The organism is Enterococcus raffinosus, from assembly GCF_001886185.1.
GTDB classification, from domain to species: domain Bacteria; phylum Bacillota; class Bacilli; order Lactobacillales; family Enterococcaceae; genus Enterococcus_A; species Enterococcus_A raffinosus.
In genome coordinates, this window is record NZ_JXLA01000045.1 from 17,009 (window position 1) to 29,909 (window position 12,901).

The following is a 12,901-nucleotide window of genomic DNA, read 5'->3' on the forward strand; positions in this document are numbered from 1 at the left end:
TCGATTCCTTCAATCAATTTTGCTTCTTGTCTCAATAATACATGAAACGCCTGTCAGCATTCTATCTTTTTTAAACTTAAAGAAAGAAAAAAGACACCTTTCCTGTTAGAAAGGTGTCAATAGCCGTTTCCGTGGATACCGATCCGTCCATGCTCCTCCAAAAAGGAAAGAATCATTTGTGGAATTGTTGAACTAAGTGTTAGAAGAGTTACCCATAATCCAGATGAAGTTTCTAAAGCTACCTGCCAGATAATCGCCATCTGCACGATTGACGAACCGAACAGAGTAATCGCTTGGCTAAAAATAAATAGAATGGTTTTTTTACGCCACCCTAACAATGGTTTTAGCCTCTCATTTACTTCTATTTTGCTCCCCCACTTTCTTGTAACTACGGTAGTTTACCAACAAACGAATGAGTGGTGGGTCAGTGGAGGGTTGACGATACTTTTAAATGAATTAAAGAGATGTAATTAACAATACTTAATAGAATTCGTTTAACAGCTTATCACTGAAATATTAGAAGATCGAAATTATTTCTTTTGCGATATTTTTAATTCATATTTTCAATCTTACCCTGTTAATTTTATTATGCAATCAACCATGTAGAAAAAACTTCCAACAGTTGAATGGTAATTGTACGACCATTTGTTGATCACTATATTTTTTTGTTGTCAGATTAAATTTCATCTAGCACAATGTTATTTATTGCTTACGTCTCGCAGATTTCCAGATGTGCCTCGCTCTTATGCAATTTTAAGAAGTTCTTTAACGAAGACCGACATTTCTCCCAGTGAATACCGGAAGACGGATAATAGCTTGAAGAAAAAATAAAAAAGCCTCGGACCATTTAACTTACTTAAACCTGTCCGAGGCTGTGATACCTGCATGATTCTTCCCCTCAAAAACAGCTGAGGAATCTCCCCAGCTGACTTAATAATTATTAAATTGTCTAATCCACTAAATTCTCCGCATTGTCCTTGATCGTTTGTTTGTACCATTCAAAGGAATCCTTGCGTGAACGTGCTAAGGTACCTTCTCCTTCATCATCCAGATCAACATGGATAAAGCCATAGCGCTTGCTCATCTGACCGGTCGTTGCACTTACTAGATCAATCGGGCCCCACATTAAATAGCCGATGCAATCTACTTGATCGATTTCAATGGCTTTTTTGATTTCTAGAATATGATTCTTCAGATATTCTATGCGATACTCATCATGAATTTGCCCATCTTCCTCAACAACATCTACTGCTCCGAGACCATTTTCTGTAATCATGATTGGCAAGCCGTATTTGCGATACGTATAATTCAGTAAATAACGAATGCCGATGGGATCAATCGACCAGCCCCACTTGCTGACCTTTAAAAATGGGTTTTGCAGACCGCCGAAAAGGGCACTCGCACCACCTTCGGCTCCTTCATATTCTGCCACAGATGAGGCATAGTAATTCATCCCAATAAAATCCAATTTTCCGTTTTTAAAGGCTTGTTGATCTGCCTCGCTGATCTCAAGCTCAATGCCGATGGCTTGATATTCCTTCATTTTATACTTCGGAAATTCTCCATTGCACATCGCGTCAATTTGGTAAAAATCTCGATCCATTTGTTGAAAGGCATTCAAGACATTTTGCGGGTTACAGTCGACAGGATAGACCGGCTCAATGCCAAAAACACATCCGACTTTGTTTTTCGGATCAATTTCCCGCGCTAAGTTTACGGCTAAACAGCTGGCCAAGGTCATATGATAGCCAATCAGAGCCAATGTCTCTTTTTTATTTTCAATCTCAGAATACTTGAGTCCCGCAATGATATAAGTAAAAATATCACTCGCTTCCGTCTGCGGATCAATATGATTCATCTCATTAAACGTTACCCAATATGTTACTTTTCCCTTCAAGCTACGGAACATCGTTTCACAAAATTTTAGGTAAAAATCAATTACTTGGCGATTTTTCCAAGAGCCATATTCAGTGACTAAGTGGATCGGCATTTCAAAATGATAGAGCGTCACGATTGGTTCGATATTATGTTTGAGAAGTTCATCAACGACATCATTATAGAAATCCAACCCCGCCTGATTCGGAACTTTCTCATCCCCTTTTGGAAAAATTCTCGACCAATCAATCGAAATTCGCAGAGCCTTAAATCCCATTTCAGCAAATAAAGCGATGTCTTCCTTATAACGATGATAGAAGTCAATTCCTTGATGAGAGGGGTAACGGCTGTCTTTTTGGAATGTCTCATGAATTTCTCGTGGCTGACCATAAGCCCCTACCGTCACCAAGTCCATAATACCCGTTCCTTTATTTCCTTCGTTCACTGCACCTTCACATTGATGGGCGGCGATGCTGCCGCCCCATAAAAATTTCGAATCCATCTTCATCTTCTATCCTCTATTCAATAATAATATTCATTGCGAGATCACTATCACAGACAGGCTTATTTGTTTCTGGAATCACATCTAGGTAATCATTGGTGTTGGTCACAACCACAATCGCTGTCGGATCATAGCCCGCCTGCTTGATCGCTTCAAAATCAACAGTGCCTAATTTTTGCCCTGCATGGACCTTATCTCCGGCTTTTATTGAAAGTTCAAAGCCTTCACCATCCAGCTCAACCGTGTCAATGCCAATGTGGATCAAAATTTCTGCGTTGTTCTCACCCTTGATCCCGATCGCATGCTTGGTCGGAAATACCACAGTTACCTCTCCATCGATTGGCGAATAAATGGTATTGTCCTCAGGGATGATTCCGACACCTTTTCCTAAAGCACCTGTTGAGAAGGCCTTGTCCGCAATCTCTGATAATTGAACCAATTGACCTTTAACCACACTCTTTAATGGAATGGAGCGGACACTGATCTTTGTTCCTTCTTCAACCGCTTTTTCAGAAGAAAGCTCTTGCGTCTCCTCGTCCTTTTCAGCCGGCACACCTAGCATGTATGAAGCAATCGCTGCACCTAAGAAACTAATCGCAACGGCTGCCACCATAAACCATAAATTCGCAAAGTCGCCTTCTTTACCGATATAAGAAGGCAGTCCAAACAACCCCCAAGCCATCGAATAGGCCTTGACTCCCGTAATCCCGGCAAACAATCCGCCTAATCCGCCGCCAATCATAACGGCTACGAAAGGACGACGATATTTTACAAATACCCCGTAAATCGCTGGCTCAGTGATCCCTAAGATTGCTGAAAGAGTCACTGTACCAAATAATTGCTTTTGTTTGTTGTTCTTCGTACGTAAAAAGTACCCAAGCATCGCTCCGCCTACCGCGATATCAGAAATCGTACAAGCAGTGATAAAGGCTGGATCATACCCATTCGCCGCAATCAGTGAAGCCACTACTGGCATGATAAAGTTCCCTGCTCCCAGCATAATCAGGAACGGCTGCAATGCAGAGTAAAGCATCAACACGAACCAGCCGCCAACCGTATTTAGCAACCAATTGAATACACCGATAATGCCTTCCCCTAAATAAAAACCTAACGGACCAAAAACTAATAACGTTGCCGGCAGCATCACGATCATTACTAATAAAGGGGTTAAAAACAGCTGCAATGAATCAGGAACAATTTTCTTCACGTATTTCGTCACATAGCCCATGATCCAAACGGCTAATAAAATTGGAACAAAGCTATTAGAATAAGTGATTTCAGGCAATCCAATCCCAAACATGTTCAACCCAGATACGCCGTTAATCGAATCCGATAAAATGGTTACCGCTAAAGCAACCGCTAAATAAGGATTCGCTCCCAGCCGCTTCGCACAGCTCATTGCCATAAAAATCGGCAAGAAGTAAAACACCGCGTTGCGTAATGTATCAAAGATCATATACGTCGAACTTTCCGGTGAGATAAGCCCGGTTAGTGAAACAATCGAAAGAACCGCCGCTAACAGCCCTGCACAGATAATGGGTTCTAAAATCGGGGTCATTGATTCAGAAACAACATCTAAAGCTGCTTTAACAAAATTCTTTTTTTCTTTTTTGCCTGTTCCTTGGGCTTCAGAGTCTAGCCCAAGCATACTGATCAATTCCTTATGAACGTCATTCACGTGTGTACCTACAATAATTTGATAAGCGACTGGATTACTGACGACATCAATGACCCCATCCATTTCTTTGATCGCCTCTGTTTGCGCTTTTGATCGATCCTTCAAGGTAAATCTCAGTCTGGTCATACAATGAACAACCGCTTCTATATTGTCTTTTCCACCCACTAAATCAATAATCTCTTGATTGAATTCTTGGTATTTCATTCTTTTTCTTCCTTTCTCTCAGTCACACGATTAATGTGAATCATCAAATAGGTATATTCGTCCTTCGACAGATATTGATTGAATCTGCCCTTCACATAAATATCAATTTTTTCCGTTGCCTTAAAGGCTTCTGGGTAAAGCAGTCTTACTTGTTCGAACAGCCCGGCACTGTCTTCACTGTAAACCTCTTGCTTTCTTAACCGCTCGATAAAATACTGCAAATGTGTTACTAACCGCATATAATTCATCGAGGTTTCATCTAATGAAATATTGAAATGGTACTTAATGATGTTCAAGATATCTCTCAATATTTCCATGCTTTCCAGCGTTTCATCCAATAGTGATTGACTTTCCTGAATATTGACAAAATGTAAGGCGATAGACACAGCTTCCTCATCTGGAAACTCATAGTGGAAGGTTTTACGCATCAACTTAACCGCATACAACCCGATATCATAGAACTTGGGATAAAATTTCTGGACCTCCCAGGTCAATGGACTGCGAATAAACTGATCCTTTTCTCCCCGCTTTATCGCAAAAGTAAGATGATCAAGCAGCGCTAAATACAGATAATCATTGGCTTTTTGTTCTGCAACAAACTCGCCATAAGCGACAATATCATTCAACAAATGAATCATTTTCTCATCTGAATGAGTCAGCAAATAGCTGAAATGCTCTAATCGATCCTTAGAATCTAAGACATACGTTTTTTCAATTTCGGAATCCGTTATTCGTTGGCCAACGCTTTTTTTAAAGGAGATTCCCGGTGAATAAACGATTGATTCATGACCGCCCTTATCAATGATTGCGATATTGTTATTTAAAATTTTTACTACTTTCATCATTTACTCCTTTCCAGAAAAAAAACTCAGATTACAGACTAAACAAACTGAAAAAACTTCAGTAAATTTAGTGCATAATCTGAGTTCTGCCTGCATTACCAGTCACATAACTCTAAGAACAGCTACCTTGCTATTCCTAGCTCTTTTTCTTTCTTACAAGCTTATAATAACTGCCGAAAGTTTTGTTGTCAACGCTTTCTTTAGTTTTTTCTAGAATAAGCTCTAGTTATTATTTAGGCAGGAGAGAATATAAATAGCCTCTTTTACAGGATCAATGCATCATGAAAGTCCTTTTTATACAAAGAGAAGCTGTAACTTTATACTTAAAAACCATTCTTTTTATTATCTGAGATCAAAACCCTCTGATAAGAAAAGAATGGCTTTTTACATCTATTAAATCACTTGCTGGCGTCTTTTTTCTAACTCAGCAAGAATGTGATCTTCTTGTTTTTCAAATCTCACATAAAGCAGCATTATTATGGCTCCAATGATGCTCGTCATCAACAATATATAATTCTGACAATGACCATCTTTCGAAATGTTTAAATCAAATGTACGATTCTTTTGTCTCAAATACTCCGCCTCCTTTTTACAGAACCTAGTCTACCACCCATAAGAAAGCGCTTCTATTTTCGATTTCAATCAAAAGTTAAGAGATTCACTTTTTTGTAATGAAATTTCGTACATTCCATTCTAAGAGATAAACTATCACAGACCAAAAAAACACCAAACATCCTCTTTCTGAATGCTTGGTGTTCCTCTCTTCAACCTATTCCTTCGTCAATCTCACAAATAGTTCGAGGCTCTCTCCTAAATCTCGACAGCATTCTTCTACTTGCCAATCTGAAGTCGGAAGATTCAATGTATAGGGTTGGTTTTTTGGTACGTTTATTTTCCCTTTTATCTCTTCTTCTGTTTGAGTCCATTGAAGCTGGATTTTACCGAAGGGGGTTTGGATACTGCCAGATATAGTCTCAAGCGAAAAAGCTGTTTGCGGAGTGATGAATATTTGTCCATTTATTCCTTCTGGAAAGCTGATTCCTAGAATCTGGCTGACCATCCACGCGGAGTAGGAAGAAAACATCGCATGGTTTAATGAGCCGTTGTACGTTGCCGCTCCTTCTTGAAGAGGAAAATGTTCGGATAAGGTTCCAGTTTCAGCTAGCATCGCTTGATAGCTTGGTGCTTCCGACCTAGTGAACCAATCAAATAGAATCATCTGATGCTCCTCGCTAGCAAGTAGTTCATATATCCAAGCCATTCCAAAAATTCCTAAAGTTATGACGCCATCGTTGGCAGCTATCTTTTCGATTAATTGCTGAATTAATTTCTTTTGGGCTTCTCCTTGAACCAAATTTGCTTTTAGAGCAAAAACTACGCTTGACTGTGTTCCTTCTCCAAAAGAACTATTTGCATGGGCGTATTCAGAGAAAATGGCTTGGTTCACTTCTGTAATTTTTTTCGAAAGAAGACCGGCTGATTCATATTCGACTAACTCTTTCATGAGCTGCTGATACTCTTGCAGAATGATGCTGTAGCTGCAAGCAGAGCAAAATTCCTGGTCTGGCGAAGTAATAACAGCGCCATTGGTTTTCTCATCAATTGATCCCCAGTCGCCTAAGCTGCAGGCTTTGATATAGTCAAAGTCAAAGCTAAGAAGATAGTCGATATGCTTCTTGAAGCTAGCAGCAAATTGTTGAACAAAGTGCATTTCATCGTAAAATCGCAGCAAACTGTTGGCAATCGTCGGCAGCACCAGCTGCCAATCAATCGCACCGGCTTTATTACTTGGTCCATTGGTCATAATGCCTACAAATGGCGCTGTCGCTGGAATGCCGCCATCGATGGTTTGATCATTAATGAAGTCGAGCATCACTTTTTTCAACAGACTCACACCGTTGATTGAATACTGATGGGACGACATCAAAGCGACAATATCTCCGCCATAACCAAATCGTTCTCTCGTGCAGTCTTCAAAATAAGAATGGATATTATTTAATCGTGTTTGCAGACCACTCCGCCATAATTGATTCAACAACGGTAGCGATGTTTCAAATTCAGTGATCACTTCAACATTCGTATGCACTTTATAGGCGCAGAGTTCTTCAATCACCGCTTCAAAAGGAACGGCTTCGCTAAAAATAAACTCTACATAACGAAAAGAATGATAAGAGTATTGATTAGAAAATTGAAAAGTCGCTTTTTTAGTTTTCTCGAGGGTATCACTTTGAATAATCCGTTGATTCGGTGTAATCCCCAATTCAGGATCGGTAATACCATAAACGCCGCTAATCGTGCTTGAGAAATCCAGTGCCTTTTTATCATACATTCTCTCAGAGTAATTGAGAATAATTTTTCCAAGATAGTTCTTTGAAACAGTCAACGATATTTGACCGGATAGAATCTCTCCAAAGTCTACAATTACTTTATTTCCTATAGTAGTTATTTTCTTTGGTGAGCTTTTTTCGACTCGTTGTATTTTTGGAATACTTCCAGGTATCAGCGTTCCTGCAGGTCCGAGAATTTTTACTGTTTTGGCTTTCTTTTCACCGCATTGATCTGTAACTTTTTCTCCGACAAAAACATTATTCATTAGAATATTCCCTTCGGCGCTCTTCCATGTGGTATCCGTCAAGACCTGCTGATGATTGCCTTCAAAATCTTTTACCTCGATACTAGCTATTAAACAAGGTTTCCCAATCGATAGCTGTTTTCGTACATTGTATTTCCCTAAAATATTGATTGGAGCCGGATTATACCAACCGTTGCCCAACTCAACCGAAATACAATTCTCCCCTACTGTCAAATACTTCGTGATTTCATAAGTATCATAATAGACAACCTTATTATAGTTGGTCACATCATTGATTAAATAGTCTTTTCCAACACGTTTGCCATTAATAAACAAGGTATAGTAGCCTAATCCGCAAAGATCAATCCACGCCTGTTTCACTGATGTATCAAGCTTCAGTTGTTTCGATAAAACAATTGTAGGATTGTCTCTAAAATACGTGGCTTCTTTCAAAATCGGATTATCTAATCGGGTGATCCACTCTGCTTCTTGGATTCTTTTGCTCGCTGTTGTAAATTGACTAGTCAGTTTTCTCTGCTCTTTAGTTGTAGAAAACAACGTGAGCTGAACAAAATATGTTTGCCGTACCTGCTCTAAATGACTTAGGTTAACGTTCACTTTCATTGCCGTCGCTTGCTTTTCTTCTTTAAAAATCTGTTGTCCCTGCTCGTCAGTTATTCGTAGTGTATATCCAGCTTGGTCAAAAGCCACTGTACGCCAGTCAATTGACAGCGGGGAATCTAATAAAACTGTGTAAGGTTCAGCTATACCATTAATCAAAATACTGATAACTGTCCCCTCCTTCCCTTCTCCGATGATCAAGCCAAATCCGTCGCCTTTTCCGCTTCATAGATTTGCTTGTCAGCTGCTTTGACAAATGGCAGCCAGAGGAACGTAACAACCACTAACAGCACAATCTGCAGGATCGATCCTCTGATACTTCCAGTAACAAAATAACCGCTAAAGATAATCGGTGTCGTCCAAGGCAGTTGGGCTAAGCCTGTCGGTACTGGAACTAAGCCTGTCGCAAAGGCAATGTAGGAGACAACTGTCGAAATGGTGTTTCCTAATAGGAAAGGAATGATATAACTGAAATTCAGCATCAACGGAATCCCAAACAAGGTGGGTTCTCCAATATTAAACAGATAAGGAACAAAAGCGATCTTCCCCACTTCTCGATATTGACGACTTTTTGCCACAATCAAGATTGCGATAATCGCTCCAACTAAACCAATTGATGCAAAGTGATTTCTAAAGCTCATGCTGATAATATTTTCAGGAAGCTCCCCTGCTAAGGAAGCAACTTTGTTTTGATCCTCTAGCACCTGATGAATAGGGTCCATAACCGCTGCGATGATTGAAGAACCATGTAACCCAAAGAACCATAAAAATTGTTCAAAGATTTTTACCACAACAATACCGCCTAAAGAACCTCCAAGTAAGGTCAAGGGCACCCCTAAAACAGTATTGATCAGGCTTAGTGCATCATTTTTCAAACCAATCTCTAAGATCATTCGCAAAATAAAGAACACCAGTACAACAATAAATGATGGAATCACTGACTCAAAAGGTCCAGCCACTGCTGGCGGGACAGACGCAGGCATTTTAATCTTTATATCCTTATCTGCAATCAATTTGTACAGTTTTACACTGATGATGCTAACAACAATGGCAAGAAACATAGATTGTGCGCCAATACGTGAGATGTCCAGCATTGGACCACTTTCAGTTTCAGTTAAAGGGGTCAATAATAGAAATGAAACTAACGCCGTTAAAATATTTTGGGTATTGTTCACATTCAGTTTTTCTGCTAATGATTTGGATAAAGAAATGACAACAATAAGTCCGCCTATAGCAAGCGTGGCATTGTTTACATACAGCAATTTATTTTGCCAAACACTGGCATCCGCTGTTCCCAGCAGCTTTGTAATAAAATTCGTAACCGCGTCGATTGGAAAAAAAGCAATAATCAAAAAGATCGAAGCCACAAAGGTGAAAGGCATATACGCGAGCATTGCATCTCGAATCGCTTGGATATAGAGATTTCCATTTACTTTGGCCGAAAATGGCCCCAACTTTTCTTGTATCTTGTCCCCTAAAGGCATTTTTTCACTATTCATCTTGTCACAGCTCCTTCTATATTCTGTAGTGACTATCAATGATGTCCGGATCATCTTTTATGATATCGCTATCATAATCATCATAAAGGATGATTCGCTTCAAGATAATATCTAATTTTGACAAGAGCATTGACCGATTTTTACTTCTTCTCTTTTATCCGAGTAGAACTTCCTCGTTCAACTCTAATGAAATAAAATTAAGAGATAGATTGATTTAATAGTCTTAATCAATACTCTCAAATGATTAGCTGAAATTATAATTTTATTGACACCGCTATCATTTTCAGTCTACCATAGGAATGAGATCAGTGGACATTGACTATTTTTACAGGAGGGAAGCGCATGGACAAAAATGAAATTCGCAAACGATTGACTGCCTACACCGATACTGAATTAGCACTGCTTAAGCCTTCCGAGTCCAAAGAGGTCCATTCATTAGATGATGAGAATTTTTCCTTTGTTCTCACGGAGGCGGGACAAAAAGTCTATCTATATACCTACGAAAAGCATCTAGAAAGCGCCTTGAAAAAAGATTTTGCCTATAAAAATTTTTTAGAAAGCAGCCAAGTAATTATTCTGAAGCACGCCCGACATTCCTATACCCCTTTCCACATGCATGATTTCATTGAAATGAGCTATGTCTATTCAGGCAATGTAGAGATGATTATCAACGAGGAAAAGGTTCAGTTGAATAAAGGGGCCTTTTGCCTATTAGATACCGAAGTCATTCACCGGATCATGGAAACCTCAGAAGAAGATATCTTGATTAATTTACTGATGAAAAAAGAATACTTCTCTTCTCGAATGCTTAGCCGTCTCGCCTCCAACAGTACGATCGCTCAATTTGCTGTTGATGCTCTTTCTGAGACGCAAAAACACGATCAATTCATCGTGTTCGAAGCGCTGAACAATGAATTTCTACTCGATGCAATGGAAGGTCTGCTCTCTCATTATTTCGATCCTAGTACAGATTCACACGAAATTATTGACGCCTATATGATCATCATTTTTTCAGAATTGTTGCGTTCCTTCCAAAAAAAACAGGCGCAAGAATCCAGAAATGCCAACGAATTTTATATCGGAGACATTTTGGATTATATGGAGAAGAACTATATGAACTGTTCGTTAAAGGAAGTTGCCGAACACTTTGGCTATAACCCCAGCTATCTGAGTCGGATGATCCATAGGCAGGTAGGCAAGTCTTTCATTTCAATTATTCAAGAGATTAAATTGAATCATGCTAGTCTGCTGCTGAGAAACTCGAATCTCCCCGTAGAACAAATTATTCAACAGGTAGGCTATAAAAATTTGAGCTTTTTCTATAAGATCTTTTATGAAAAGTTTGCCCTCTCTCCGAATAACTATCGACAATCAATAAGTTAATAATTATTAGCAAATACACCTCTCACTTCCTTTTCTATAATGACTTGATATAAGTCATAAAAAAAACTGCAAACAGCTTCCGTAAAACGGAAATTGTTTGCAGTTTTTTTACTTACATAATCGTCCCCATCGCCACATTTTGATCCTCGTCTGTAGTGATCGCAGCAGCAACTGCGGCTTCCAGACCCTTAGCGATAGTTTCTACCGGCATGCTTGGTGTGCCGACTGGCAGGTCTATCACTTGTTCGGGTAAATACGGAACGTGGATGAAGCCACCTTTGATATTCTTGTTTTCTTTATCCGCTAAGTATAGTAAACGGTACATAATATCGTTGCAGACAAAGGTACCAGCTGTGTAGGACACGCTTGATGGGATGCCAGCTTTTTTCACATTGCTGACCATCGCTTTGACTGGGATCGTCGCAAAGTAGGCTGTTTCGCCGTCTTCATGGATGACTTGATTCAATGGCTGCTGCTCCTCATTATCAGGGATGCGGGCCTCCATTAAGTTAATCGCAACTTTTTCAATTGAGATATCTGAGCGTCCACCTGCTTGTCCGACACAGATCACGATGTCAGGATTTTGATCTTGGATGGCTTTTGCTAAGACTTCCCCATCCTTTTTGAAGACGGTTGGGATTTCTAATTTATGAATGTTGGCACCTTCGATGGTGTCTGGCAATAATTTTACTGCTTCATAGGCAGGGTTAATCGCTGCTCCGCCAAATGGATCAAAACCGGTAATTAATACGTTCATTATTCTCACCTTTCTTTATACAAAACTTATTTGAAAACAATCATGTAGCCAATTTGGAAAACTAAGAAGACTACAGCTAATAATGCTTGATTCTTGATTACACCAAAGCGGTCTTTCATTTCCAGCATGGCAACAGGAACGATGTTGAAGTTTGCGGCCATTGGTGTACATAAAGTTCCGCAATATCCGCAGGTTAATGCCACCATCCCAATTAAGGTAGGATCAGCACCATAGGCTAAAACAAATGGTGCACCAATTCCGACAGTCATAACGGTAATCGCCGCAAAGGCATTCCCCATAATCATAGTAAACAACATCATGCCGATGGCAAATACGATGATTCCTAAATTGACATTTCCTTTAGGAATAACTTTTGCGACAAGCTCTGAGATGACTTCCCCAACTCCGGCAGCGGTAAAGATCGCTCCTAAGCTCGCTAACAGCATCGGCAGCATACTTAATGGCCCCACTGTTGACAGCATCCGTTCCGCATCATCTAAAAACACAATCGGTTTGTTTGAGTTTGAGTAAACCATCAATATAACAATCGCGACTAAAACACCGACACCCACACCGACTAACGCGCCTAATTGAGTGAATACGGCGAAAATGATCGCGAAAATTCCCATCGCTAAGGCTGGAATGAAGATTTTCATCCCGATCTTGTCCGCCATTTTCTTCGTAAACGCTTCTGTTGGGGCACTTTCTTTTCCTTTGTTTACCTTTTTAAAGATTGGCGGCAGGGTCATAAGAATTACTAAGACACCATTGATCATTGGCGGAATCCAACGACCAAACATCATAACGATTCCTAAGGCACACCAAAAGATCGCTGTTCCAATCGGGGTTGCGTTGGCTTTGTCACGGGCGTTTTTGATCCCGGTATAGATAGCGACAGCGCCCATAATAATATAAATAATTTCAAGTAATTTTTCAGATAGTAACACATCCACCCGTGAGAACGGGTG

The 12,901-nt window shown here is 39.8% G+C and carries 10 protein-coding genes; 1 reads left to right on the top strand and 9 read right to left on the bottom strand.

The window, feature by feature from the left end:
- Positions 1–116: 116 nt before the first annotated feature.
- The 7 genes from RV13_RS17795 to RV13_RS17825 form a co-directional block, all read right to left on the bottom strand.
- Positions 117–338 (bottom strand): hypothetical protein, encoded by a 222-nt coding sequence (locus RV13_RS17795; protein ID WP_028020158.1) that lies wholly within the window; start codon positions 336–338, stop codon positions 117–119.
- Between the two features lie 611 nt (positions 339–949).
- A complete protein-coding gene (locus RV13_RS17800) occupies positions 950–2,383 on the bottom strand; it encodes a glycoside hydrolase family 1 protein (RefSeq protein ID WP_010744293.1) in 1,434 nt (477 codons plus the stop codon).
- A 10-nt stretch (positions 2,384–2,393) separates the two neighbouring features.
- A complete protein-coding gene (locus tag RV13_RS17805; RefSeq protein WP_060789544.1) occupies positions 2,394–4,259 on the bottom strand; it encodes a beta-glucoside-specific PTS transporter subunit IIABC in 1,866 nt (621 codons plus the stop codon).
- Positions 4,256–5,101 (bottom strand): PRD domain-containing protein, encoded by an 846-nt coding sequence (locus RV13_RS17810; RefSeq protein WP_010744291.1) that lies wholly within the window; start codon positions 5,099–5,101, stop codon positions 4,256–4,258. Before RV13_RS17810 ends, RV13_RS17805 begins: the two co-directional genes overlap by 4 nt.
- A gap of 393 nt (positions 5,102–5,494) precedes the next feature.
- Complete coding sequence (locus tag RV13_RS17815; RefSeq protein WP_060789545.1) at positions 5,495–5,674, bottom strand: hypothetical protein; 180 nt, start codon at positions 5,672–5,674, stop codon at positions 5,495–5,497.
- 196 nt (positions 5,675–5,870) lie between these two features.
- Positions 5,871–8,495, bottom strand: a complete 2,625-nt coding sequence (locus RV13_RS17820) for a family 78 glycoside hydrolase catalytic domain (RefSeq protein WP_060789546.1) — start codon at positions 8,493–8,495, stop codon at positions 5,871–5,873.
- Complete coding sequence (locus RV13_RS17825; RefSeq protein ID WP_060789547.1) at positions 8,492–9,793, bottom strand: PTS sugar transporter subunit IIC; 1,302 nt, start codon at positions 9,791–9,793, stop codon at positions 8,492–8,494. The genes RV13_RS17820 and RV13_RS17825 overlap by 4 nt, the downstream gene beginning before the upstream one ends.
- A gap of 342 nt (positions 9,794–10,135) precedes the next feature.
- Here RV13_RS17825 and RV13_RS17830 point away from each other — a divergent pair, with 342 nt between their 5' ends.
- Entirely contained in the window at positions 10,136–11,176 is a 1,041-nt protein-coding gene (locus RV13_RS17830) for an AraC family transcriptional regulator (RefSeq protein WP_060789548.1), read from the top strand.
- 112 nt (positions 11,177–11,288) lie between these two features.
- Here the strand turns inward: RV13_RS17830 and pcp are convergent, their stop codons facing one another.
- A complete protein-coding gene (gene pcp / locus RV13_RS17835) occupies positions 11,289–11,933 on the bottom strand; it encodes a pyroglutamyl-peptidase I (protein WP_060789549.1) in 645 nt (214 codons plus the stop codon).
- 26 nt (positions 11,934–11,959) lie between these two features.
- A partial coding sequence (locus tag RV13_RS17840) for a DUF979 domain-containing protein (RefSeq protein ID WP_249024495.1) occupies positions 11,960–12,901 on the bottom strand: 942 nt, incomplete at its 5' end.